The organism is Peribacillus aracenensis (assembly GCF_025175645.1).
In the GTDB taxonomy this organism is placed as follows: Bacteria; Bacillota; Bacilli; order Bacillales; family DSM-1321; genus Peribacillus; species Peribacillus aracenensis.
Window position 1 is genome coordinate 216,796 of the sequence record NZ_JANZMJ010000001.1, and the last position, 24,461, is coordinate 241,256.

Annotated in this window: 24 protein-coding genes; 14 read left to right on the forward strand and 10 right to left on the reverse strand. The window is 40.4% G+C overall.

Features of this window, described 5'->3' with window-relative positions; genetic code table 11:
- Positions 1–14 precede the first annotated feature (14 nt).
- Complete coding sequence (locus tag N0M92_RS01070; protein ID WP_260284120.1) at positions 15–992, forward strand: quinone oxidoreductase family protein; 978 nt, start codon at positions 15–17, stop codon at positions 990–992.
- A gap of 74 nt (positions 993–1,066) precedes the next feature.
- Here the strand turns inward: N0M92_RS01070 and N0M92_RS01075 are convergent, their stop codons facing one another.
- Positions 1,067–1,402 (reverse strand): DUF3905 domain-containing protein, encoded by a 336-nt coding sequence (locus tag N0M92_RS01075; RefSeq protein ID WP_260284121.1) that lies wholly within the window; start codon positions 1,400–1,402, stop codon positions 1,067–1,069.
- A 121-nt stretch (positions 1,403–1,523) separates the two neighbouring features.
- Here N0M92_RS01075 and N0M92_RS01080 point away from each other — a divergent pair, with 121 nt between their 5' ends.
- Together N0M92_RS01080 and N0M92_RS01085 are read left to right on the forward strand one after the other, a co-directional pair.
- A complete protein-coding gene (locus N0M92_RS01080) occupies positions 1,524–1,682 on the forward strand; it encodes a hypothetical protein (RefSeq protein ID WP_192208350.1) in 159 nt (52 codons plus the stop codon).
- On the forward strand, positions 1,682–1,828 hold the full coding sequence (locus N0M92_RS01085; protein WP_192203844.1) for a hypothetical protein: 147 nt from the start codon (positions 1,682–1,684) through the stop codon (positions 1,826–1,828). The genes N0M92_RS01080 and N0M92_RS01085 overlap by 1 nt, the downstream gene beginning before the upstream one ends.
- A gap of 37 nt (positions 1,829–1,865) precedes the next feature.
- Here N0M92_RS01085 and N0M92_RS01090 read toward each other — a convergent pair whose 3' ends face one another.
- Together N0M92_RS01090 and N0M92_RS01095 are read right to left on the reverse strand one after the other, a co-directional pair.
- A complete protein-coding gene (locus tag N0M92_RS01090) occupies positions 1,866–3,626 on the reverse strand; it encodes a B12-binding domain-containing radical SAM protein (protein WP_260284334.1) in 1,761 nt (586 codons plus the stop codon).
- A gap of 202 nt (positions 3,627–3,828) precedes the next feature.
- Complete coding sequence (locus N0M92_RS01095; RefSeq protein ID WP_260284122.1) at positions 3,829–4,854, reverse strand: acyltransferase family protein; 1,026 nt, start codon at positions 4,852–4,854, stop codon at positions 3,829–3,831.
- 276 nt (positions 4,855–5,130) lie between these two features.
- On the opposite strand from N0M92_RS01095, the gene N0M92_RS01100 reads away from it, so the two are divergent.
- Together N0M92_RS01100 and N0M92_RS01105 are read left to right on the forward strand one after the other, a co-directional pair.
- Positions 5,131–7,290, forward strand: coding sequence for a PAS domain-containing sensor histidine kinase (locus tag N0M92_RS01100; protein WP_260284123.1), 2,160 nt, complete (start codon positions 5,131–5,133; stop codon positions 7,288–7,290).
- Between the two features lie 427 nt (positions 7,291–7,717).
- Positions 7,718–7,960 carry an aspartyl-phosphate phosphatase Spo0E family protein gene (locus N0M92_RS01105; protein ID WP_192203849.1) on the forward strand — a complete coding sequence of 81 codons (243 nt, stop codon included), beginning with the start codon at positions 7,718–7,720 and terminating at the stop codon, positions 7,958–7,960.
- A 310-nt stretch (positions 7,961–8,270) separates the two neighbouring features.
- On the opposite strand, the gene N0M92_RS01110 is transcribed toward N0M92_RS01105, so the two are convergent.
- The 3 genes from N0M92_RS01110 to N0M92_RS01120 form a co-directional block, all read right to left on the reverse strand.
- Positions 8,271–9,002, reverse strand: a complete 732-nt coding sequence (locus N0M92_RS01110; RefSeq protein WP_260284124.1) for a ZIP family metal transporter — start codon at positions 9,000–9,002, stop codon at positions 8,271–8,273.
- A 116-nt stretch (positions 9,003–9,118) separates the two neighbouring features.
- Positions 9,119–10,342: an MFS transporter gene (locus N0M92_RS01115; protein ID WP_260284335.1), complete on the reverse strand. Its 1,224-nt coding sequence runs from the start codon at positions 10,340–10,342 to the stop codon at positions 9,119–9,121.
- A gap of 142 nt (positions 10,343–10,484) precedes the next feature.
- Positions 10,485–11,981, reverse strand: coding sequence for a sensor histidine kinase (locus tag N0M92_RS01120; protein WP_260284125.1), 1,497 nt, complete (start codon positions 11,979–11,981; stop codon positions 10,485–10,487).
- Between the two features lie 155 nt (positions 11,982–12,136).
- On the opposite strand from N0M92_RS01120, the gene N0M92_RS01125 reads away from it, so the two are divergent.
- From N0M92_RS01125 to N0M92_RS01135, 3 genes are all read left to right on the forward strand, one after another.
- Positions 12,137–12,574, forward strand: a complete 438-nt coding sequence (locus N0M92_RS01125) for a MarR family winged helix-turn-helix transcriptional regulator (protein WP_192203855.1) — start codon at positions 12,137–12,139, stop codon at positions 12,572–12,574.
- 219 nt (positions 12,575–12,793) lie between these two features.
- On the forward strand, positions 12,794–14,488 hold the full coding sequence (locus N0M92_RS01130; protein WP_260284126.1) for a M3 family oligoendopeptidase: 1,695 nt from the start codon (positions 12,794–12,796) through the stop codon (positions 14,486–14,488).
- Between the two features lie 243 nt (positions 14,489–14,731).
- Positions 14,732–15,772: a YkvI family membrane protein gene (locus N0M92_RS01135; RefSeq protein WP_260284127.1), complete on the forward strand. Its 1,041-nt coding sequence runs from the start codon at positions 14,732–14,734 to the stop codon at positions 15,770–15,772.
- 41 nt (positions 15,773–15,813) lie between these two features.
- Here the strand turns inward: N0M92_RS01135 and N0M92_RS01140 are convergent, their stop codons facing one another.
- On the reverse strand, positions 15,814–16,443 hold the full coding sequence (locus N0M92_RS01140; RefSeq protein ID WP_260284128.1) for a hypothetical protein: 630 nt from the start codon (positions 16,441–16,443) through the stop codon (positions 15,814–15,816).
- Positions 16,444–16,642: 199 nt separating this feature from the next.
- Complete coding sequence (locus N0M92_RS01145) at positions 16,643–16,819, reverse strand: YkvS family protein (protein ID WP_064505160.1); 177 nt, start codon at positions 16,817–16,819, stop codon at positions 16,643–16,645.
- 452 nt (positions 16,820–17,271) lie between these two features.
- On the opposite strand from N0M92_RS01145, the gene N0M92_RS01150 reads away from it, so the two are divergent.
- Positions 17,272–17,466, forward strand: a complete 195-nt coding sequence (locus N0M92_RS01150) for a hypothetical protein (RefSeq protein ID WP_098371164.1) — start codon at positions 17,272–17,274, stop codon at positions 17,464–17,466.
- Between the two features lie 48 nt (positions 17,467–17,514).
- On the opposite strand, the gene N0M92_RS01155 is transcribed toward N0M92_RS01150, so the two are convergent.
- Complete coding sequence (locus N0M92_RS01155; protein ID WP_260284129.1) at positions 17,515–18,003, reverse strand: sigma-70 family RNA polymerase sigma factor; 489 nt, start codon at positions 18,001–18,003, stop codon at positions 17,515–17,517.
- Positions 18,004–18,736: 733 nt separating this feature from the next.
- Complete coding sequence (locus N0M92_RS01160) at positions 18,737–19,555, reverse strand: thermonuclease family protein (RefSeq protein ID WP_260284130.1); 819 nt, start codon at positions 19,553–19,555, stop codon at positions 18,737–18,739.
- Between the two features lie 187 nt (positions 19,556–19,742).
- On the opposite strand from N0M92_RS01160, the gene N0M92_RS01165 reads away from it, so the two are divergent.
- The 5 genes from N0M92_RS01165 to N0M92_RS01185 all read left to right on the forward strand — a co-directional run bounded on the left by N0M92_RS01165 (position 19,743) and on the right by N0M92_RS01185 (position 24,458).
- Positions 19,743–20,372 carry an ABC transporter ATP-binding protein gene (locus N0M92_RS01165; RefSeq protein WP_311202503.1) on the forward strand — a complete coding sequence of 210 codons (630 nt, stop codon included), beginning with the start codon at positions 19,743–19,745 and terminating at the stop codon, positions 20,370–20,372.
- Positions 20,372–21,157: an ABC transporter permease gene (locus N0M92_RS01170; protein ID WP_076366838.1), complete on the forward strand. Its 786-nt coding sequence runs from the start codon at positions 20,372–20,374 to the stop codon at positions 21,155–21,157. Before N0M92_RS01165 ends, N0M92_RS01170 begins: the two co-directional genes overlap by 1 nt.
- Before the next feature lie 213 nt (positions 21,158–21,370).
- Complete coding sequence (locus N0M92_RS01175) at positions 21,371–21,637, forward strand: phosphocarrier protein HPr (protein ID WP_076366836.1); 267 nt, start codon at positions 21,371–21,373, stop codon at positions 21,635–21,637.
- Positions 21,637–23,355: a phosphoenolpyruvate--protein phosphotransferase gene (gene ptsP / locus N0M92_RS01180; RefSeq protein WP_260284132.1), complete on the forward strand. Its 1,719-nt coding sequence runs from the start codon at positions 21,637–21,639 to the stop codon at positions 23,353–23,355. The genes N0M92_RS01175 and ptsP overlap by 1 nt, the downstream gene beginning before the upstream one ends.
- A 317-nt stretch (positions 23,356–23,672) precedes the next feature.
- Positions 23,673–24,458 carry an SDR family oxidoreductase gene (locus N0M92_RS01185; RefSeq protein ID WP_260284133.1) on the forward strand — a complete coding sequence of 262 codons (786 nt, stop codon included), beginning with the start codon at positions 23,673–23,675 and terminating at the stop codon, positions 24,456–24,458.
- Positions 24,459–24,461 lie beyond the last annotated feature (3 nt).

Below are 24,461 nucleotides of genomic sequence, written 5' to 3' on the forward strand. Positions count from 1 at the left end.
AGGGAGGGATAAAGATGAGAGCCATTCATTTTGAAGAATACGGCGGACCGGAAGTACTGAAATTGACTGAAATGGAAAGGCCCGTGCCAACTGGGCATGAAGTTCTGATTGAAATAGATTGTGTCGGCGTCAATTATGCAGATACAGCCAGAAGGGAAGGGCAATATGTAGTACCTACGCCGCTTCCGTTCATTCCAGGTGCGGAAGTGGCTGGCGTTGTGGTGGAAGTTGGTGGAAAGGTGACCAAAATCAAACCTGGTACAAGGGTCGTGAGTTTAATTGAATCTGGTGGATATTCAGAATATGCCCTTTCGGATGAATTCTCGGCCATTCCGCTTCCTGATTCCATTCAGTTCCATGAAGCTGTTTCCCTGCCCCTTCAAGGTCTGAGTGCCTATCATATTCTAAAGACAATGGGACGCATGCAACAGGGGGAAACGGTATTGGTCCATGCTGCTGCAGGTGGTGTGGGAACGATTGCCGTACAATTAGCCAAAATCTTCGGGGCTGGAAGAGTGATTGCCACCGCCAGCACAGTGGAAAAGTTGGAACTGGCTAAATCGATGGGGGCAGATGAACTTATCGATTACACGAAAGAAGGATGGGAAATGAAAGTCCGTGAGGTCACGTCCGGCAAGGGAGTAGACGTGGCGCTGGAAATGGCAGGAGGGGATGTTTTCAATAAAACATTGAAATGTTTGGCTCCATTTGGACGTCTTGTTGTTTTTGGTAATGCCAGTCGTAAGCCTTATACGATGAACCCGCAGCAATTGATGAGGCGCAATCAATCCGTCGTAGGCTTTTTCCTGCCACAGATCATGAAACATCCAGATTTGCTGTTGCCTAGCATTCAAGAGCTTTTTTCTTACGTCACGTCCGGGGAACTTAAGCTAACTATCGGCGGCATCTACCCAATTGAAAAGGCAGCAGCCGTTCATGAGGAAATGAACGCCCGTCGAACGAAAGGGAAGTTGATTTTGCAGGTGAAATGAGAAGAAGGGGTGTATATGATGCACCCCTTCCAGTTTAATTGGATTCACTAGTTCCTTAATCCCTCAAGAACGATTCAATCGGTATCAGTGCTCACATCCTTATCGGGATGCATGAAAGGTGGCTGCGGCGCCTTTTTAGCCTCTAACAGTTCACGGTTTTCAGTTGAATTCCAGCCTATATCATTGGTGGGATGTATCCATTCGTCTCCAGCCATGATTTCCGGGTCAGTATTTTCGCTCCAATTTTCGAGTGGAGAGTTTTCAGATGCATATTTACTGTCGCCGATGACGACTCCATAATCATTGACGAATGGAGCCTGTGGTTTTAGGCCGGTTCCCTTAAAGCTTGGTGCGTTAATTTGGTGTGGTTGTGTATCGTCGACAACCGGTGACTCCAATTTCTTTTTCATGTAGTGTCTCCCTTTCCGTTTTACGGTTATTTTTCTCGTCTGTCCCTATATTATCCCTGAATAATTTCAGGCATTTTTACCCCATTCTAAAATGTAAACTATATGAAAAGGGTGGATGAAAATGAAACGGAAAGCCAATGTGGATGGAGCTGTCAAAGCAAGTAAAACGCCAAAAAGAAACCAAGCTGAAAATGAATTTTCCAATGAGTTCGCATTGGAGGAAAACACAATGAAAGGTGCCAACCGTAATTCGAAGCAAGGCAGAAAAGGAAGAAGTTAATGGATAAAGAAAAACAGAACAGCCAGGAAAAGCTGGGACAACATGTACGAACTGAATTTGGAATCGAATTCAGCGGCGATATGAACGCAACCAAAATTTATGAAATTTTGGCAAAAGAAAATAAAAAACGTGATAGTGATAAGTAAATAAGGACGGACCCAATTCTTGGGTCCGTCCTTATTCTTATAAAATGATGCTGCCAGATTTTGTGAGAGGGAATATCGTTGATCCCTTACCACTCGGATCAAAATAGGCAAGCATGAACGAAGGTTTCTCGACAATCATTCCCTCAGATAAATACGTTTCCAAATCAAAGGGAAGTGCCTCGAGCAATGTGTGTTTGTGTATTTCTTTTTCATTAAGCGACAAAGCTCCGAAAGAGGAACCAAGCTGTTCAGGATTATTCAGAATCTCTTCATATATCTCTTTCCGACCATTTTTATCTAATGAAGCTTCCCACCAAGGTTTACGTGGTTTGTATTTCTGATTCATGAAATAATCCAATTTCATGAGTCCGATAATGTTTTTCAGTTCAGCAGATTCCCGGGAAGCCAAAAACTGCTGTAAACGTCTGAACAAGTCTTCGAGCTGATGACCGATTCGTGACCAGCCTTGTTCATCCCAATAGGTACCGAAATCTTGAAAGAAGTCGAATGGTGATTGAAAGACCGTTTTGACAAGATATTCTGTGGTATGATCCATTCTATGGTCGTTCCAGTATTTTTCAAGGACATCTTCAACCTGTTTAATTCGGACAATGTCATCAAAGGATAAGACATTATTTCCTAGGATTTCATAGGGAGCATGTTCGCTGTATATATATTGGTGTTCAGCGGCGCGTATCCGTAGGCCAGTTCCACGAAGCATCTTTAAGAAACCAAGCTGCATCTCTTCGGGTCTGAGCTCGAAAACATCATTGAAAGTCTTTCTGAAAGAGTGATAATCTTCTTCTGGTAAACCGGCAATAAGGTCTAAATGTTGATCAATTTTTTGCCCTTCTTTAACCATGGTTACGGTCCTTGTCAGTTTTTCGAAGTTCTGCCTTCTCATTACTAGATCATTCGTATGATCATTCGTCGATTGTACCCCTATTTCAAAGCGGAACAGTCCTGCAGGGGCATTATCGTTCAAGAACTGGATAACTTCCGGACGCATGATGTCCGCCGTGATCTCGAACTGGAAAACTACACCGGAAAGATGTTCATCGATTAAGAATTGAAACATCTCCATGGCATAGCTTCGGCTAATATTGAAGGTTCGGTCAACGAACTTAATGGTCTTGGCACCATTAGCCATAAGGTATCTGATATCTTCTTTAATCTTCTCACGATCAAAATACCTGACACCCACTTCAATCGATGAAAGGCAAAATTGGCAGCTGAACGGGCACCCTCGGCTAGTTTCGATATAGGTGACACGTTTAGATAGGTCTCCGCGGTCTTCCTCCAAACGATATGGAGAAGGGAGGGATTTCAAATCAACCTTGCCGTTCTGAGGCTGGATGATTTTTTTTCCATCCTGTCGATACGCAATGCCGCCTACCTTCTTATAGTCATTTGAACCTTCAATTTCAGATAAAAGGGCCTTGAAAGTGACTTCACCTTCGCCAATTACGATGAAATCAGCCCCGGGAATCTGATCAAGCCATTCCCCGACATCATAGGTGACTTCAGGCCCGCCGAGAATGATAACCAATTCTGGATTGATCTTCTTCAGCATGGCTATGACTTTCATTGTTTCTTCGATGTTCCAAATATAGCAGCTGAACCCTATGACATCGGGTTTTTTGGAATGAAGATCACCAACTATGTTCATAATTGGATCTTTTATCGTATATTCTGCCAGCTGTACATCGTAATCGGGCTGGGCATAAGCTTTTAAATATCGGATGGATAGCGATGTATGGATATATTTTGCGTTAAGAGTACTGATTATTATATTCATGTTAAAGGGCGTAAAAGAAACGCCTGGCTCCTTTCGTGTACATGTCTTTTTAAGCCAACAAGCACTAACGAGTAATTTTACCATAGCGTGCTCCATTTGAAAAATGGGTTATGATATTGAAGGGGAATCTTTTCAGCTTGAAAGCGAAATGAAATGGAATTTGGAAAAACGGATGAAGCAGAAGATGCTTCATCCGTTTTATTTAAAAAGCTTGTTTAATATACTCTTTCGTTTTAGTCATGAAACGTTTTGTTTTGGTCGCTTTCAATTCGATGATCGGCTGCGCCATGGTAGCGATCATTTCGCTAGATAATAACACGGTAATCAAGAAAGAGAGGCCGGCGAGCATGATAAAGCTTTCTGTATTGCTGAAGTATTCCTGGATGGTGCTTTCACGGAAAAACCGAATGAAGAAACCATGCAGCAGATAGACATAAAGGGTTTGTTTACCCCAGTTCGTAAAGAAATATTGTCCGCGTGGAATGAACGAAAGGAAGCTGAACACTGAAATTATGCTTAATCCATAAAATCCTAGGCGTTTAAACATGGACACGATTGTCGCATCTTCAAGTTCGGCATATGGTTTCGAACCGAGCAGCCATTTATAATTGATATCGCCATTTAAATAAAAACCGATAAAAATCACTAACATGACACTAAGTGAAGCCAAACGAACTTTGGGTGTGAATAGTTTTTTTAAATGTTCCTTGCTTAAATGGTACCCGATCAAAAACATCGGGAAAAAAACGAATGTCCTGGAGAGACTAAGGTAATTGGAGATATTGTCAATATATCCAATCAATAATGCGATTAAAAAAGATAAACCTATGCCTACTGATGGCTTTAGCTTTGAGAAACCAAGGAGCATGATGTTCCAACAGAATAAACTGATCAGGAACCATAGCGACCATTGGGGGTCAAGCAGGTCTACAGTGATGGCAGAACGTTCATATAAGAAATAGTAGTAAACGGTATAGATCAATTGGAAAATGATATAGGGCAATATCAGTTTTTTAGTAATTTTACCTAAATACCCTTTTTGATAAAAACCTTTCGCAAAGAACCCTGAAACAAGGATAAAGGCAGGCATGTGAAAGGAATAAATGGTTTTATATAAAGCATATATCGTTTCACTGTCATGTATATACGTATTCAGCAAATGTCCAAAGACGACAAAAGCCATGAGAATGAACTTGGCGTTATCGAAGAAAAAATCACGTTGTTTCATCGTTGCCTCCATTTAATAAATTTTTAAGGTAGCTAGAAAGCGTTGTTATTTCTTATACCCTAAATACCTTGTACTAAATCAATATTTATTAAACTTATTATAAAAACCTTAAATTAAGCTTAACGCTAAGTTTTATAGTGTTCAATATACTATAATTTGATATATAGGATAATTTTGGAATAGCGTGATTGCGCAGATTTTCGAAAAATACCGAGGAAAATCAAGATGGATGTCGAATAAAGGTGGTAAGTATCGGTTTTGATGAGGGGGGTTAATATGAAAGTCGGTTATGAGAATGAATCGGAATATAAACAGGAAATTTTAAAATTGAATAAACAGATCGAAGGGTTTTTGAACATTTTCAATTCGATGTCAGAGCCTTATATTAGGGTTGATGAGGAACTGCGTCTCACTTATGCCAATGATGCCGCTTGCGCCCTGCTGGAAACCGCGAAAGAGCAGCTGGAGTCCATGAAGATAACTGATTTTCTCGATGTCATCCCTTTAAATAACCAGGTAGTGTCAAGTTCCCTAAAAACCTCGAATGAAAGTGAAAGGCAAATTATCCAACTACATACCGGAGCCCTTAAGCAAATAGAGTTTATGCGTATAGGCTCACTTTTTGAAGGACAGCAGTTCTACCGTTTGGGGGATGTGACATTGGATGTTTCTTCATCAAGGGAAACAAGGATGTCAAGGCAGATGTTTTTGGACATTTTCGATACAGCCATAGAAAGCATCGTTCTATTCGACAGTTCAGGAATAATAATGGAAGTGAACCATGCCTTTATCCATGTCTTGGGCATCCCGAAAAAAGAGATTGTCGGTAAGAATATGAGGGGCCTCATATCCCCAGATTATAGGGAATATTGGGATGGGAGCATACAAAGGGCCTTTGATGAGTCGAACTTCAAAGGAGAGGTAGAGATAAAGGTTGGGGATGAACTGCATCATTTCACTTTCTCGATAAGTTCAACGGTAGGAAATGAATTATATATGTCGGTGCTTCGAAAAATTACAGAATCAAATATAATAGAAAAAAAGTTAGAGACGAGCGAACGGATTTTTGCCGAATTATTCGACCAGTCCATGGACGCAATCATATTCTGGAATGATGATGGGATCATTTTTCGGGTCAATCATTCAGCATGTAAAATATTCGAATCCAGCAGAGAGGATTTGATCGGCAGTCATATCTGGAAATACGTGTATAGCAATAGTAACCATTTTAGCCAGATGATGGAGACGTTTGAAAGAGACACCCAGGTGCGGGGTGAGCTGATTTATAAAATGCCTAATAACCAAATTAAATTGCTTGAATTGACTGCCAAAAAACATGAAGGTGACGGATATAACGTAACGATCTTTCGAAATGTCAGTGAGCGTTGGCTGATTGAGAAGGAATTAAGGGATAGTGAAAAGAAGTTCAGGAAGATTTTTGAGGGAACATTAGACGGCTTGATATTATGGAATCATGAAGGGTTCACCGATATTAATGAAGCTGGTCAGAAAATATTGGAGATTTCAAAGCGCAAACTGCTATCTTTATCTGTACAGGGATTCATCGAAAAAATTCCTGAAAATGCTCCTGTCTTGAACGCTCACATTGAAAATGTTTATAAGCATGAGGTCTACTCTTCCATCATTCCGATAACATTCGAAGATGGAAGGGTTAAGCATATTGAATTTTTGACGAGGAAAAATTTATATTCGAACCTGAATTTAAGCATTTTCCGTGATGTGAGTAAAAATCTCGAAATGCAGGAACAAATCCGAAAATCGGATACTTTGAATGTCGTTGGTGAATTGGCGGCCGGAATTGCTCACGAAATCAGGAATCCAATGACAGCCTTAAAAGGTTTTATCCAGTTGCTTGAGGATGGTGTTAAAGGGGAGTTTTCCACATATTTTCATGTGATTACTTCCGAAATTAAGCGAATCGAAACCATTATCACGGAGTTCTTGGTACTGGCAAAACCGCAGGCGCTAAAAATTTTCAAACAGGATGTTCATACCATATTGAGGGAGACACTTGAATTACTGGCGGCTCAGGCACTATTGGAAAATATTCAATTCGAGACAGACTTTGAAGAAGATGAATTTAACGTTTTATGTGAAGCGAACCAGTTAAAGCAAGTGTTCATTAACATCATCAAAAATGCATTGGAAGTCATGCCGGATGGGGGGTCTGTTTCCATTAAAACAAGCCGATTTTCAGAGAAATACGTTTGCATTTCGATTACCGACAAAGGAATGGGGATTTCAACGGAAATGCTAAAAAAATTGGGTGAACCTTTTTATACGACGAAAGATAGGGGAACCGGGCTCGGGCTCATGGTCAGCTATAAAATCATTGAAGAGCACAATGGCTATATAGAAGTGGAAAGCGAAGTGGGAAAAGGGACGAGCTTTCATATTTATTTACCATTCGAGTAATGCAGAAGGGGAGGTTCCAAACCTTTTTTTAGTTAACGGAAAGCATGAAATTTTCATCAATTAATGGGAATCCTTTATTGGATTCCTTTTTTCATATTATATTATCTTAGAATCACAATTGAGGGTTGTAACAATGAACCCCATTATAGAGAAGCTGCTGAAGTTTATGTTGGAAAATAAGAATGACATCCAAATTGCAGAACTTTCGAATCGATTTTCAAAGCGGGCTTCATATGAACTTGTCCTAATCAATATAAGGGGCCATGCTTAGAAATTTCCGTCATATCCTGTCTGCTGGTGGTTAAAGCACTATCGCAATTTAAGAAGTTTTGTCTTTTTTTGCGAATCTATTTACATATAAGGCATATTTTGTAATACTTCTTTATTATAATGTAACTTTAAAAAGGCAGGAGTAGTGAATGTTGTTATGAATTCTAGGTGTGCAACGGAAATTTGTTCTGAGATTCGAATGAAGCGTTGGGAAATGATGGAGCTGGCCAAAATGTATGGGCTAAATCATGAGAATACCCTTCGCCAAAGTGAGCAGCTTGACAAACTTATAAATGAGTATTTGATCCTTCAACATCATTCATCAGTGGAAGTGAGAAATAAGCGGGAAGAAATGGTCGTTATTGTGCAGCAGCCCTTTAATGACGACATTACCTTTTAGTGGGGATTTGAATGCATGCATGACTTTTTAAAGTAGCAGGCAAGGAGACTAGCAACTTTGTGTGATTTCTGGTGAAATGAACCTTTGCAAACATATCCGAAAACAATTAATGAAAGACTTATATAAACAAGACAATATATCTTTTGAATTTCCTATGGATTTGGGGTATATATCGAGGGGAGGCCACCAGAAGGTGTCCTTCATGCATCGGGATCTGTTTAGAAGTCTTAATTTTTCTGAATGGATTACACTGATAAATAAAAAGTAAGAGCTGACTCACTTGATGGAGCCAGCCATGGAAGTTCGGGTATTACAAAACATCCAATAATATGACCATGAACAAAAGGCCGACAATGAAGGAATAGGTAGATGTGCGTTCATTACCATCCCCATGGCTTTCTGGAATCAATTCCTTATAAACGATGAAAAGCATGGCCCCGGCGGCGAAAGCTAGGCCGTATGGGACCAGGAACCCAATGTAAGAGGTTAAATAAAAACCTAGTAAGCCAGTAATTATTTCGATGGTACCGGTTAAGGTTGCTATCAGGAAGGCTGTGAGTTTACCGATTTTTTGATTAATTAAAAACAAGGCCACTAGTAAGCCTTCCGGAGCATTTTGCAGGCCGATGGCAAAAGCGATCAAATTACCTGTATCAGCAGTATCAGAGGCGTAACTGACCCCAACAGAAAGACCCTCAGGAATATTATGGAGTGTAATGGCAGTGATGATGAGCAAAGCCTTTTCATCGAACTGAATGCCACTTTTCGTATGGCTGAGATCGATATGAGGAATGTTTTTTTCCATGATCGTTAATGTCATTACTCCGAGAAAAACCCCAATGACTAGCGGCACATACCCTCCGGTGGCCAGAGACTCCGGGATCAGGCTCAATAACGAAGCAGCCATCATAATTCCAGCCGTAAATGCCAGAAGCGTGTCTCTGAATCGATGTGTGATTGATCCTTGAATGAACAAGATTGGTAACGCACCAAACCCCGTAGACATTGCAGAAAGGATGCTGCCTAATAAAACTCCACTCATAAATTTCTCCTTTTTGTATGGAACGTATCGTTACTCATTAGTGAATTTTTGGGTGGAACAATAATTTATTGTATTTAGACATAAAGGAAATGTTCCAGGAAAAAACCATTTTGCAGTCATTCTTCTGTATACCATTTTTTCAATGTCAGATCAGTCGGCAGCAGTATGCTGATGATTCCCAGAAGTGGCAGGAATCCCACTAGCTTAATCATGGAACCGATTCCAATTATATCTGCAATGGCTCCCAATGAAACGGATCCAATGGCACCCATTCCAAAGGCTAACCCCACTGTCAAGCCTGCCATTGTTCCGACTTTTCCCGGGACCAATTCCTGTGCGTATATTACAGTGACGGAAAAACTGCTCATTATAATGAATCCCGCCAACAATAATAAAATAAAAGCGGCTGTTGGAGGTACGAATGGTAAAAGTGCGGTTATTGGCATGCTAGCGGCGAAAGAAAAGAAAATGATATTTTTACGCCCGAATCTATCAGCAAGCGGACCTCCGAAAAATGTACCTACAGCACCGGCAGCCAAAAAGGCAAATAGGAAAAATTGTGCAGATTTTATCGTGAACGAATACTGCTCGATCAAATAAAAACTGTAAAAGTTCGTCATGCAAGATACATACCAGGAACGGGCAAAGATTATGAATAAAATCAATACCAGGGCTTTGGCCACTTTATGGGTCCGCTCTTTATTGATTATTTTTGCAGCAAGCTTTTTAGGCTGGAAGTGAACTAATTTTTGGGAATACCACTTGGCAATATACAGCAATAGGATAACGGCCAATAAAGCAACCAAGGCAAACCAGAGTGCACCTTTTTGACCAAAAGGAACAAGCACGATGGCAGTGATGAGTGGGGCAAGTGCCTGCCCGCTATTCCCGCCGACTTGATAAATTGATTGTGCCAGGCCTCTTTTGGGTCCGCCTGCCATATAGGCAACCCTGGAGCCTTCGGGATGGAATATGGCCGACCCTAAGCCCATCAAGATGACTGCACCAAGGATAATGCTATAGTTTGGGGCGATTGCGAGTATGATGACCCCGATTAAAGTACTGGTCAACCCAATGGGCAATGCATATGGAAATGGCTTTTTATCCGTATAGAACCCGACTGCCGGCTGCAGGAGCGATGAGACGATATTCAGGCAGAAAGCAATCATTCCCAGCTGTGTATATGTTAGCGACATTGATTTTTCGAGGATTGGGAACATGGCCGGTACGACGGCCTGAAGAGAATCATTCATTAAATGGCAAATGCCAATGACAATCATGATTTTCAGAGTCATATCTTGTTTTTGCGGTTTTGTTTTAATGGCAGCGATACTTCCCATCTGTATATTTCCTTCTTCCTGATTAAGTTTTTTACCTATTCCATTAATAGATTCAAAAAGCATGCACCGTATGCATGACACCTTTAAATAAATCGGAATCGTTACTGGTCTTCATAAAAAAGTGAAACTCTTTTAAGTATTGCTAATGGTGGCCTTTTATCAACGGTAAGCTGATTGTTACGGTTGTACCGTTCAGAGGTTTACTTGAAAACTCGATGGAACCGTTAAAAGATTCAATTATTCGTTTACACACAAATAGCCCTAATCCGGTTCCTTCCTTTTTCGATGTATAGAAGGGATCGAATACTTTGCCTATTTCTTTTTCACTCAGTCCTTGCCCGGTGTCGATGATCATGATTTTAGCCCATTCATTTTCATGGTGAATTTGAATCCTTAACTTTTTCCCAACTTCCATGGCCTCGAAACCGTTTTTGGCAATGTTGAGAATGACTTGTTTAAGTTGGTCCTTTGTACAATGAACCGGGATCGGCTCCTTTATGATTTTCCATTCCACTTCAATATTGAAGTGGCGTGCTTCTGATTCTATTATTGGTCTCAATTCAGCAATGATACTGCGAATATCATATATGGATAAAGTCTGGGCCATCGGCTTCCCTAAAATCAAAAATTCGCTGACGATACTATTGATCCGTTCAATTTCCTTCATGATGACAGAATAATAGAACTGATCTTGTTCTTCGGGGTGTTTTTCAACCAATAACTGCACTAGCCCCTTTATGCCGGTAAGTGGGTTTTTTATTTCATGTGCAGTACTGGCAGCCAATGTACCGACAAATTCTATTTTTTTCCTTTCATTTATTAACTTTTGGTTTTTGGCATTCCTGCGAACGATAAGTTCCTCCACGATGGTATAAATCATGTGAGCAAAAAAGAAGGTGAAAAAGACAAGCATTAAAAAAACATTCATGTTATTTGTGCTAATCTTGTCGGGCAATTTGACGGATAGTTTCCAATCGACTTCGGTCAAAGGAACAGCCACCGATTTAGAATGTCCAGTGAATCCGTCGGCATTTCTATCCAAAATTCGGGTTTTGTCCTTTGTTTCCAATATAAAGGTTTGACCAGGGCTGAGAATTTTTAATATATTTTTCATATGGTCCAGCCTGATATGTGCCAATAAAAACCCTTGCACTTTTTTATCATGATCCAGAATGGGAGCAAAAATGGAAAAATAATTGTAATCAGGGTTATATAGCTCCTTTGTTCCTACAACAACGGCTTTTCGGGTTTTTACTGCAAGTTCTATATCATTCTGTTCAATTAGATAGTAATGATTGAAATTCTTATTCGTCCCTGAAATGGAGACACCGTCGCGATTTAGCCAATATATTCCGGCATACCTGGAATCTGTATCTTTGATCCATTTCATAAGAAGTTCAGTTTTTTTGTTATCCATATAAAGGACGGAACTGCTAAGGCTAAGCAGCTCAAGGTTTGCCTTCGTTTCTCTGATAACTTGATCTATGTATTCTTGATAAACCGTTACCGTCCATTCAGCTTGTTCCTGTCTTTCATTTTGAATCGAACGTTCTAAATGCACCCAATAAATGATTGAGAGGATAATTAATGGTAAAATAACAATAAGTAGATATGCGGTGAATTTATGCCTTGTTTTCATGATTGTCACTACTTTAGCTTTTTTTTCAAGTATAACAAAATGAATGATTAAACAATAGTGCATACTAACAGGAGAGATTGACAAAAAAGTCTTTATGCCATATAATAACTTTTAATTCAAGATATTTTAATTAAAAATTTTAAGGTTGTGAAGTTATGGAGAATAATAACATCCAACAGTCTTTGAAACTGTTTATTGTGATGTCTAGAGCCCATCGTTCAATAAATGATGTGGTGAATAAACATATAGCAGAAGAGGGTTTGAATCCAACTGAGTTCGCAGTACTGGAATTACTTTATCATAAAGGGGATCAGCCCCTGCAGCAAATAGGCGGAAAAATCCTGCTAGCTAGCGGCAGCATTACCTATGTCGTGGATAAACTTGAACAGAAGGAATATCTACAGCGAATAGCATGTAAAGAGGATCGCCGTGTAACCTTTGCAAAAATAACGGATAAAGGAAAGGCCTTTATTGAAGGCGTATTTCCTGAGCATGAAAAAAGAATCGATGATATCATGAGTGTACTTACGCACGATGAAAAGGACACTGTTATCGAATTGCTTAAAAAGATTGGGTATTCCGCTCAAAATTAGTTAAAGAACCAGCACCCGGATTTGACTGCAGGTGCTGGTTTTTTATTTCTGATAAAATCTGAATTTGTTTTGAGGAATAAAGGTTTTTAGTAACGCTGTGGCGAATTAAATTATATTACGATAACCGCGATAATGGTAAATGTGACTTGAAAACGAATTCGATGAATCATGTTACTCAGGTTGAATAAATGTTTTTATATCGCGAAAAGGAGCGTACATATGAAATTTAATGAGTATGAATATAAACGTCCTGAAATGGATGAAATTAAAACCCGATTCATGAAAGCTTTGGAAAAGTTTACTGACGCCGCTAATGCTGATGCGCAGATAAAAGCTATGGAAGAAATAAATGAAATCCGAAATTATGTAGGTACGATGTTCAATTTGGTCTATATACGGCATTCCATTGATACGAATGATGATTTTTATAAAGCTGAGAATGATTATTTAGATGACTTTTCCCCTGAAATGGAAGAGTTAACCTCAAAGTTTTACAATGAACTCGTTCGCTCGAAATATCGTAAGGAGCTTGAGAAAAAATGGGGAACTCAACTATTTGACCTGGCAGAGGCCCAACTCAAAACTTTTTCTCCCGAAATCATCCCACAGCTGCAAAAAGAAAATAAATTATCAAGTGAATATTCGCAATTGATTGCCTCTGCAAAAATTCACTTTGATGGAGAAGAATTAACACTTGCGCAGCTTCAGCCTTTTATGGAGTCCTCGGACCGTGAGTTAAGGAAAAATGCAAGTGAGGCATATTACGGTTTCTTTGAAGAAAAACAGGAGGAATTGGATCGTATTTTCGATGACCTAGTCAAGGTGAGGCATGGAATTTCGACAGCGCTAGGTTATGGGAATTTCGTGGAACTTGGGTATTATCGGATGACACGGACTGATTATGATGCTGAAATGGTTGCCGCATTCCGCAAGCAGGTGAAAGAGGAAGTGGTACCGCTTGTCACCAGGCTGAAGGGACGTCAGCGCAAACGTCTTGGATTGGAGAAACTGAACTATTATGATGAGAATTTTCATTTCAGAACGGGTAATGCCATTCCAAAAGGCGATGCTGAGTGGATCATCGAAAATGGGAAAAGGATGTACCAGGAGCTTTCGCCTGAAACTGATCGGTTTTTCAACTATATGATTGATAATGACCTGATGGACCTTGTGGCGAAGAAAGGAAAAGAAAGCGGTGGCTATTGTACTTTTATAGAAGACTATAAAGCTCCATTCATCTTTTCTAATTTCAACGGTACTTCCGGGGATATAGATGTTTTGACGCATGAGGCAGGCCATGCATTCCAAGTGTATCGCAGCCGTGAACTTGACATTCCTGAGTATTATTGGCCAACATATGAAGCTTGTGAAATCCATTCGATGAGCATGGAATTTTTAACTTGGCCATGGATGGAGCTGTTTTTCAAGGAAGATACGGAAAAGTATAAGTTTTCCCATTTAAGCGGTGCGCTCATATTCCTCCCGTATGGGGTAGCTGTTGATGAATTTCAGCATTTTGTCTATGAAAATCCTGATGCCTCCCCCGTTGAAAGAAAGCAGGCTTGGCGTAAGATCGAGATGGAATATTTGCCACATCGGGATTATGAAGGAAATGAATTCCTGGAGAATGGCGGGTATTGGCAACGGCAAAGCCACATTTATCAATCACCTTTCTATTATATCGACTATACATTGGCCCAAATTTGTGCTTTCCAATTCTGGAAAAGGTCGACTGAAAAAGATGAAACGGCTTGGGGTGATTATTTGAATCTGTGCCAACTTGGAGGCAGCAAGTCGTTCCTTGATCTCGTTGAATCTGCGAATCTGAATTCCCCATTTGATGATGGCACTGTACAGTCCGTTGTGAAGGTGATAGACGAATGGCTCTCCAATGTAGATGATAAGGCATTATGAAATATTAGTCTGTATGATATGAACGCTTGGAGATTATTCCAAGCGTTTTTTTATCTTTCATACGTTCGGAATGTTGGGCATGAAAAGTGGTGATTTTCGCTCCACAGAGAAATGCATAGCGAGTTTCAGCCTTCATAATGAGAGAATGTTAGCCTAAGACAAAAACAGCCGACGCAAGGAATATTGCTCGGCTTGTCTTAAATGTCTCTTCCTTACATATAAATGTAGGGAGGAGGGGAGAATATGCTGTCAAGGTGGTCAGGGAGTTTTCAGATTGCAGCAGTTTATGTAGGCACAGTCGTCGGTGCAGGATTTGCAACTGGAAAAGAGATTGTCGAGTTTTTTACCCGTTATGGCTTTTATGGCTTTATCGGGATTTTAATAGCAGGTTATATTTTCATTTTCACGGGGACGAAAATCATGCTCATTTCCGCAAGGATAAGAGCATCTTCTTATGAGGAGTTCAATCAATTTCTTTTTGGGAGGAAAATAGCGGGAATCATCAACTTCTTTTTCCTTATCATGCTGTTAGGAGTGACGGCTGTCATGATTTCGGGTTCAGGAGCCGTTTTCGAAGAACAACTTGGCGTGCCTAAAAGTATAGGAAGTTGGTCTACGATCATACTGGCATCCTTGGTCCTGATGATGGGCATGCGCGGTGTTTTCACTGTGAATTCTTTTGTTGTACCAATCATGATCTGCTTTAGCTTGATCCTTTTTTTCTCGACTTTGGATAATGGGGATTTCTTTAAGACACTAACAAAAGTTCCTGATGAAGGGATCACCGTGAAAATGATTTTGTCACCATTTGCCTATACAGCCTTTAACCTTGCTTTGGCACAGGCTGTGCTGGTTCCGGTTGCGTATGAAGTTCGAGATGAGAAGGTCATTAAACATGGTGCAATTCTTGGGGGGATATTCCTGACGATCATATTATTGACGGGGCATTTTTCACTTATGACACTTCCTGACGTGAATAGATATGAAATTCCTTCAGCGGTTATTATGAGAACGGCAGCCAGTCAGTTATATTGGATGTTCATTTTGGTGATTTACGGGGAGATATTCACTTCGGTCATCGGAAACATTTATGGATTACAGAGGCAAATCAGCAATTATATTAAATTGCCAAGCATGATGATCATAGCGGTGATTTTTTTAATAGCTTTGATCATCAGTGAATTCGGATATGGAAGATTACTAGGATATATTTATCCGATTTTTGGATACATAAGTCTCCTTTTTTTAATATTGGTCTGGAAAAGCAAGGCGGGGAAGGAGTAATGAAGAATGGAGGGCCTGTCCTTAGCCCTCCTTATCGATGTTCACCTTTTCATCAGCGTCTTAGCCATCACTAGAAATGCATCCCGGTAATCTCTATCTTTTTTCGTGAATATAGTTAAGCGGACGGGTGATTTTTCATCCTTGAGCAATATGGAAGTGATCACATCATTGCCGCTTTCCACTTCAAAGCCCGTTCCGCCCTCGACATCAAGTGAAGGATCGCTAATTGTTTCTGAAATGCTTTTCAGCTGGGCTTGAACATTTTTTTCCACCTCATCCCAATTGACATCCGTCTTCAACAATTCGATTCTCATATAAATGGAGTCATCTTCAGTCAGGAACACAATATCCTTTCCTGGTTCTTCGGCACTTAACCTGAATTGTTGCAAAACATAGAGGCTGAACGGTTGGTTATCACTTTTTTTTAGGAAAGCTGTTTTTTCTTTTGCTTCCCCGTTAATTGTATACTGCAGATTTTGCTCCATCAGTCTTACTTTGTTATTATCACTTCGGTTATCGTGATTATCTCCTTGAGAGGTGTTGCCTTCATTCCCCTCTTTTACTGTGTCTTCCCGTGGCTCATCTGTATTTTCGTCTGTGGCTGTACCGCAGCCAGTCAGAAGAAAAACGGCGAATGTGACACAGCCAATATAACGTGTCCAACTAGTCATGTGTTTCCCTCATCTTTCTGATTGAAATTCCAATCTGAATTTGGAGAACCTGCATCAAAAACAGGTATTGTACCCTTTAATGAATTAGACGGAATGAAGTGGAAATGGTTACAAAAAGCGGGGGAATCAATTTGCAGGATTGCGATAAAGTGAAAAACGAGATGGTCATCTAGTAACCATCCCGTTTGAGTACATTCAATCATCCTATGATTTTATAATTTTTATGGTTGACGACGGTTTTCTGTTCAAGTTCCAAATCACGATAATTTTCCATATACGTGACGTCCACGATTACTGAGTTCTCGTTCACTTTCTCGACGATTCCTTTTAAGCCTTCTCTAAATTCAATGATATTTCCAACTTCCGCTTTCTTCATGGCAATCATCCTTTCCCATTTTGTTTCCAATGATCAAAAAGTAACTATGGAGTAATTGGATTATTCGAACATCTTGCGGTTTAGATTTTGACGTGGGAGGTGCTAGTAAGAGAAAAAGTTATCTCTTATGTCGGTACAGTAAGCTAGACTTTTAAAAGAAGGTACGATTTCTTGTGATGGAGCAGATGTAATGATATGGCATAATTTGGTATATATTGTGAACGCAGTTATACGTACCAGTATGTAATTCTATGCACAAAAAATGCCAATCATTTTACATTATGATATTTTACTATACAGTTTGCACTATTTTAAAGCATTCGTAAAGAATTATGTAGCAGTGTGCCTTAAAAAGTTCTGAATTATATTAAGTGGCAAGCTTATGTTAAAATAAAAACGGAATTTCTCCTGTAGAAATGATAGAACATTTGATAATTGAGGAGGATAATCTTATGAATGCAGAAGAAGCAAAAGATGTACTCGATAAACTGGCAAATCGGGAAATGGATGAATTCAGGATAACAAAAGAAGAATTTTTACCTTTTCGTGAGGTTCTTGTTAAAAGGGAAGACTTTAAACATTTTCGGGGGAATGCTCAACATAACGGTGTGATAATTTATACGTATTTAGAAGAAGCGAGAAGTTAATGGATATTATTTGGGGTGGCTCATGATTGAGCCACCCCAAATTATTCATTATGGAAAAATCAATTGTTTCCTTAATTTATTTAAAGCGGACCTTCTCCATGATTTGACGGCTGCGGTAGTAACTTGATATACCTCAGCAATTTCAGTCACCGTTTTATTCTCCAAGTACGTCTGTAAAAGCCAGCGTTGCTGATTCAGTGTCAATCCATCCGTGTAGGTTAAGAGATTATCGATGGCAAAGGCCTCATCGTGTATTGAAAATGGATCTTTAATCTCTAGTAGGAAGGAATCAAATGGTTCGGTGTTGGCTTCATATTTATGGTGGTGCTTTAATTCGTTCAGAATTTTGCCTTTGATTACCGTAAAGGCATAGTTGGAGAACTGACCGCATTCTTCATCGAATTGCCCATGTGACTCCCATAAAGCAATCAATCCTACTTGGAAATATTCTTCCTTATTTTTATAGATGGAAAGTGAGCGGATTATATGATGGATCATCGGCGTGAATTCAGACGTTAGTACTGAGAAATCTTCCATTAAGCGAGCCACCTTTAGAAAGTGCACTTACCTGTATTCCCGGGTGCTTTTACCATAAATAAATCGTTCGGCTAAAGCCAGATGGCATAACGGGTAAATGGAAGGAATAAAAAGTGAGTTTTAAAGGGATTAACGAGGATCTTATTAATAGGAAAATGTTGATTCAATTGAACTTTAATGAGGGGATGGCCAAATGAAAAACACATCCTTAGATTGGATGTGCCAAAACCATTCAATACTTCTTCATTTAATGTAAAGCCATATATCATGGGGATGTGTTCAGTTTTCGAAAAAAGGGAGCGGGTTTCTGAAATCACTGAAACGGTTATTTGAGGGTTTGTAAAAGGAACGTTGATTTCCACTCCAGGCACTCGCTTTCCGCGGGCGGTCCGGGAGCCTCCTCGGCGCTTTTGCGCCTGTGGGGTCTCCTTTGGACGCGCTTTTCCCGCAGGAGTCTCGTACCTTCCGTTCCAATCAACTGGACTCATCCCAAACCAAGTTTGAGACTGGCTTATCTTCAATGGTTTTTCTGTGATCCTCATTTGAATGAAGAAATTTGCGGCATTCCTGCCGAAAAACTTGCTAGCCGAGCCCCTCTAGATGCTTGCTTTGATGAGGCTCGGCAGACAGGGAGCGGGTTTCTGAAAGCAGGCAAACTAATCTCTTTCAAGTTTCCTTATACGTTCTTAATGGTGATTTCAGAAAGCGGGCATACTATTAACCATTGTATTTGTTAACTTTGCGATTTTCGGAATCCAGCATCCTGTGCGTCTTGTTCGGTACAAAACATTTCCTCCGGTTTGGTTATTTCGTAATATTGGCCCGAAGGAATGTGATATATTTTGTTGCCTTTAGAGTTTATATTCCCTTTAATTTGCGGGTTACTGCAAGATGCAGTTGGCATTTCCACTGAAGCTTCTACGGACTTCGAATCATCAAACCCCTTTGAAGTTGCATAGTTTTCAATTGACCAAATACCGATTTCGTCTTTTTGGGCTTGTTTCTGAATATTTTCCAATTCATCAAGATATTTCGTGTTCGGTGCATAAACATAGGCCACCCTGGCCAGTCCTTTTTCAAGCAGGAGTTTATTCACCATTTTACCGTCAACATAAAAATAGGCCAGCAGCCGGCCATATTTATCTCTTTCACCTATGCCGGTTTCTACTTCAACCTCAGAACCCGCTGGCATTAGTTCCTTGGTGAATTTGCTTGCTTCAGGTCCAAAAGGCTGAACGGGCTTGGATGGGTGCACGGTTTCTGGAGTATCCACCAAAAGTAGCCTGACCGTTTCTTCGTTTCCATTAGCCATTTTGATCTTTACTGTATCTCCGTCAACAACTTTAATGATCTCGGCTTTGAATGTCTTGCCTTTTTCTTCATTTGAAGAATCCGCACTGGATCGGTTGTCTTCATTGGAAATTGAATCTTCCTGTTTGGATTGATTAATTAGGTTATCTGATGCAGCCTGGCAGCCAGACAACGTGATCAGGCAAAGTGCAGTCAGGAGAAAAGCATTCAGATAAGAATGTAAAAAGGAATTTCCGTTCATGATAAGTCCCTCCATTTATATAAGTTTTTCCACGTCCGTCATGGATATATTCAGCAGGAATAATACTAACCTATAAAAAAGGGAAAGAAAATGAAAATCTTTGAAATTTTTTCATGCATCGCTACCTCATATCATGATAGTTTCTTATAATGATAGGGTGGAGTAAGGGAGGCAGGCGTGTAAAATGATATTTAGGCTTGAAAATATTAGGTATAAAGGGATTTTGAAAATTGATGATTTGAGAATATCCGCTTGTATGGTTACTTGCTTGACCGGGGAAAGCGGTGCAGGGAAAACCTCTCTGCTCCGATTATTGAACAGGATGGATGACCCGGATAGCGGTTCGATCTATTATCAGGATCAGTTACTGGATGAATTCAACCCGATAGAGCTCCGGCGTAAAGTCACAATGCTTTCTCAGTCACCGTTCACTTTACCGGGTACGATTGAAGAAAACCTGCAGATTGGCCTGGAATTGACAGAACGGGAAAAAAAGGATAAAGCCGAATTGGTTAAAGCACTTGAAACCGTCCAGTTGCAGAAGCCTTTAGATGAAGGGGCGGAGAATCTTTCTGGCGGGGAGAAACAGAGGCTGGCACTGGCGAGGTTACTTTTATTGAAACCCGAGGTGTATTTACTGGATGAGCCGACTTCAGCTCTTGATGAAGAAGCCGAGCTGACGGTCATGAGCCGATTTTTAGAAGAAGTGAAGCGGGGAAAAGGAACGGTCATCATGATAACCCATTCCAAACAGCTTACGGAAATATGTGCTGAAAAGAAGATTGTTTTGAAAAAGGCGAAGGAGGGTGATTATTAATGGAGGCGAATGGGATAATAGATATTGAGTTCTGGCGTCTCTGTGCAGCCTATGTCTTTGTAGTGATTCTGCTCATAATCGTGAAATGGCGGGGGATTTCACGGGAAAAGCAAATCATGCTCGCTACGGTACGGATGACGGTGCAACTCATTCTAGCCGGATATGTTTTGACATATATCTTTGAAAATCCCCACCCTTTACTTTCTTTAGGATTTTTATGTGCGATGGCACTGTTTTCCATCCATAATATTTTTAAGCAAGTGCCTTATACAATTAATAAGAAAATCAAAAGGATGGTTATCCTAAGTATGTTGTCAGGACCCATGGCGGCCTTATTTTATTTTAATGTGGTTGTCATCCATTTCACGCCGTGGTATGAGCCGAGGTATTTCATTCCAATTGCAGGGATGATCGTTGGGAATGCCATGACTGGAGTGACATTGGCGCTTAAAAACCTTCATGATGGGATTAGCAGTAATCGTGAAAAGGTGGAAGCGATGTTGATGCTTGGAGCGACTCCAGCGAGGGCTGTGAAGAAATATGTGGATGCTGCATTCGACTCCGCAGTGCTCCCGACTTTGAACAATATGCTAGGGATGGGGATTATCTTCCTTCCAGGAATGATGACAGGGCAAATCCTGTCGGGGATAAGCCCGCTCATCGCTATTGAATACCAGATTGCGATAATAATCGGGATTCTAGGAAGTGTTTCTTTAACGGTGGTCCTTTTCATTATGCTGAGTTTCAGGGCTTTTTTCACCAAAAATGCACAGTTATCCATTTAATCATTGAAGAATCTGAAAAGTAATAGTTGCAGTTCCATCTATATTTTTGTACTATTTTGTAGGTACCAATAGTTTTGGTTTGTTTGTTGGGAATGATAATGCTATCCTGATAAGGAAAAGGGCATTTCTTTTTTCATTTCTTTCATGAGTGGATGGAGAACCCCCCTTACATAACCTATTTATGTTAATTTATCTTAAAGGAGATTGATTTATATGGTAGAAAAAACATTTACAGTAACTGCAGAAACAGGAATTCACGCTCGTCCGGCTACATTGCTTGTACAAGCTGCAGGAAAATTTGATTCAGAAATAAACCTTTCTTATAAAGAGAAAAAAGTGAATCTTAAGTCCATTATGGGTGTAATGTCACTGGGTATTGGCCAAGGTGCGGAAATTACGATTTCTGCTGAAGGAAGCGATGAAAATGATGCACTAAATACACTTGCTGAAACGTTGAACAGAGAAGGATTAGCAGAATAATGTCCACTTTGATTAGTGGAATAGCAGCTTCAAACGGAATAGCCATCGCTAAAGCCTATCGACTTACAGAGCCAGATTTATCGATTGAAAAAAGAAGCATAGAAGATGTCGGGGCGGAAATATCCCGTTTTAAGGAAGCTATTCAAAAGTCAACAAATGAATTGGAGATAATCAGGGATAAAGCCGAAAAGGATTTAGGGGCCGATAAAGCCGCTATCTTTGACGCACACCTGCTTGTTTTGGCTGATCCGGAACTTATAACTCCGATTCAGGATAAAATCCAATCAGAAAGCGTCAACGCTGAGTTTTCCTTAAATGAAACCGCAAGCATGTTCATTACGATGTTTGAACAAATGGATAATGAATACATGAAGGAACGGGCTGCGGATATCCGTGACGTCACGAAACGGGTACTGTCGCATCTTTTAGGTGTTCATATTCCAAATCCAAGCATGATTGCTGAAGAAGTGATCATCATTGCGGAGGATTTGACTCCATCCGATACAGCACAGTTGAATCCGGCATACGTCAAAGGATTTACGACCGATATCGGTGGACGTACATCCCATTCAGCCATAATGGCACGTTCATTGGAAATTCCAGCAGTCGTTGGAGCAAAATCAGTGACCTCTTCCATTGAAAATGGTGACATGGTCATCATTGATGGGCTAAAGGGTGAAGTGCATATAAATCCTACTCCTGAACTCGTGAAACGCTACGAAGAGGAGCAGGAAGCCTATGCGATGCAAAAGGCTGAGTGGGCGAAACTGGTTCATGAACAAACCGTTACAAATGATGGCCATCATGTGGAATTGGCTGCAAATATCGGTACTCCGAAAGATCTGGATGGCGTTCATCAAAATGGCGGTGAAGGCATCGGATTATATCGTACGGAATTTCTTTATATGGGCAGAAATGACTTTCCGAGTGAAGAAGAGCAGTTCGAGGCATACAAAGCGGTGCTGGAAGGTATGTCAGGTAAGCCTGTAGTCGTCAGAACGCTTGACATAGGCGGAGACAAGGAGCTGCCTTATTTGGAGCTTCCTAAGGAAATGAATCCTTTCCTTGGATACCGTGCGATTCGCCTTTGCTTAAATGAGCAGGAGATTTTCCGGACTCAGCTCCGTGCCCTGCTTCGCGCAAGCATTTATGGGGATTTGAAAATCATGTTCCCGATGATCGCCACACTAGCTGAATTCCGCGAGGCTAAAGCCGTCTTGGCTGAAGTCAGGCAGGAATTGCTTGATAATGGCATTCAAGTTGCCGAAAAAATTGAAGTCGGAATTATGGTTGAAATCCCTTCAACTGCAGTGATGGCTGATATATTTGCTAAGGAAGTCGATTTCTTCAGCATAGGCACTAACGACTTGATTCAGTATACGATGGCCGCTGACCGAATGAATGAGAGAGTATCTTATTTATATCAACCATATAACCCAGCGATTTTACGCCTGGTTAAAATGGTCATAGATGCCGCTCATAAAGAAGGGAAATGGGCCGGGATGTGCGGTGAAATGGCTGGAGATGAAATTGCCATACCGATTTTGATCGGATTGGGTCTTGATGAATTCTCAATGAGTGCCACTTCGATTTTAAAAGCACGTTCTTTAATTAGCCAACTTTCACTTGAAGAGATGAAAAAACTATCTCAGGAAGTTTTAGGGTTGGATACGAATGATAATGTGAAAGAAGCGGTAATTAACGCTTTGAAGAAATAAAAAAATGAGGAAAAATGGCACCCCATCACAGAATCTTCGGATGGGGTGCTTTCCTGTAATTTTTGCCTGAACATTTAAGCAAAAATGTTTATTGCACCAAAATGGGGGTAAATAAAAAGCAAGCACAGTTGTTTAGCTCTATTAGGGCAGCTGACATTCTCATTTCCCCCTTTGACGCCGGTTGGGTATCCAACCGGCAATTTTTTTTGACCGCTGGATATAAAAAATCATAAGAATGATTATTCAGATTTTTCACTTTTCGAAAATGGCGATATAATGGAATTATAAATTCGGGAAAATGGAGGTCATGATAAAATATGGAATTACATTTGGAAAAGAAAAATGCTTTGATTTTAGCTTCGAGTCAGGGTTTGGGGAAGGCCATGGCAGCTGAATTGGTTAAAGAAGGAGCAAATGTCATGCTAGCCAGCCGGGATGGAGAAAAGCTTGCCGCCGTACAAAGGGAAATATCGCAGCTTGGGGCGGGTAAAGTTGCTTATATGGTAACGGATATTACAAAAGCTGAAGATATTGAAAGCTTGGTTAGGCAAACTGCTGAAGAGTTCGGGGGTATCGATATTCTTATTAATAACGCCGGAGGTCCTCCAGGGGGGTCATTTACAGATTTCAACGATGAAGAATGGCAACAATCTTTTGAACTTAATTTACTAAGCTTTATAAGGACGATCCGTGAGAGCTTGCCACATTTAAAAAAACAGGGCGGGAAAATCGTTAATATCGCTTCTTCATCCATTAAAGAACCGATTCCTGGATTGATTCTATCGAATACATTCCGGACTGCAATTGTTGGATTGTCAAAGACGTTAGCTTCAGAATTAGCACCAGACCGGATATTGATCAATACAGTTGGACCAGGTAGAATCGCAACGGACCGCGTTCAGCACCTTGATAAAATGAATGCAGAGAAACAAGGCGTCACCCCTGAGGAAATGACAGAACAATCCATTAACAAAATTCCTCTTGGCCGTTATGGGGAACCCGAGGAATTTGCAAGGTTCGTTACTTTCCTTGTTTCAGGTGCCAATACATATTTAACGGGGCAGTCCTATTTAGTTGACGGAGGAATGATAAAGTCCATTTAAGGA